Below are 799 nucleotides of genomic sequence, written 5' to 3'. Positions count from 1 at the left end.
CGCATGGGCGCGGTAGGCCTCGGCGTTCGCCGGATCGAGCTTGCCGAGTTCGCGCGCAATGGTGTTGACCTGGGCAATGGACGCGGCCACCGACAGGAAAGTGTGCGGGTTCACGACCTGGCTGTCCTTGCCGCTGCGGCCCGCATTCGCGGAGGAGCCGACGGCGGCCAGCAGCGGCACCTGGGCATTGGCTTCGATGACCGGCAGATTGGGCTTGCTGCTGGCCGCGATCATGCGTTCGGCGAAGTCGTCGTGGCCGATGCCGTTGAGCACCACCACATCGAGGCCGTTGATGCGCTTGATGTCCTCGGCGCGCGGCTCATAGGCGTGCGGATTGAAGCCCGCCGGAATCAGCGGCACGACGTCGGCCAGGTCACCGACGATGTTGCTGACATAGCTGTAGTACGGGTGCAGCGTAATGCCTATGCGCAGCCGGCGCGCCTGCGCGGCCAGAGGAAAAAGCGTCAGCGCGGCAGGGGCGGCCAGGCCGGCTTGCAGCAAACGGCGGCGGCTGAGAATGGGGGACATGGGCGTACGACTCCAACGAAAGGCACGCTGCGCGCCGGCAGCGGGAAGGCATCAGGAAAAAGGCGGCGGCGAAAGAACGCTAGCGCGGCTGCCGGGTCACGCCCGCATCGAAGCGCGCGACAACCTGGCGCCAGCCGGCGCGCGTGAGCTGGGCCGCGTCGAGCGCGGCGGGTGCGGCCTGGGCGCTGCGGTGCATCCAGATGTCGGGCGGGCTTTCCGCGCCATGGTCGGCATGGTCATGCCCATGCGCGGCCGGGGCCAGGCGCAGCAG

2 protein-coding genes are annotated in these 799 nt (G+C 69.2%); both read right to left on the bottom strand.

What is annotated here, in order from left to right; translation table 11 throughout:
• Window positions 1-528: metal ABC transporter solute-binding protein, Zn/Mn family (locus tag D3H34_RS33180; protein ID WP_167481329.1), on the bottom strand; the 528-nt coding region annotated here is incomplete at its 3' end.
• Between the two features lie 79 nt (window positions 529-607).
• Window positions 608-799 (bottom strand): DUF6162 family protein (locus D3H34_RS34455; protein WP_205736876.1); only part of this gene is annotated, 192 nt, incomplete at its 5' end.

The organism is Acidovorax cavernicola (assembly GCF_003581445.1).
This window is presented reverse-complemented; position numbering and strand designations above follow the sequence as displayed.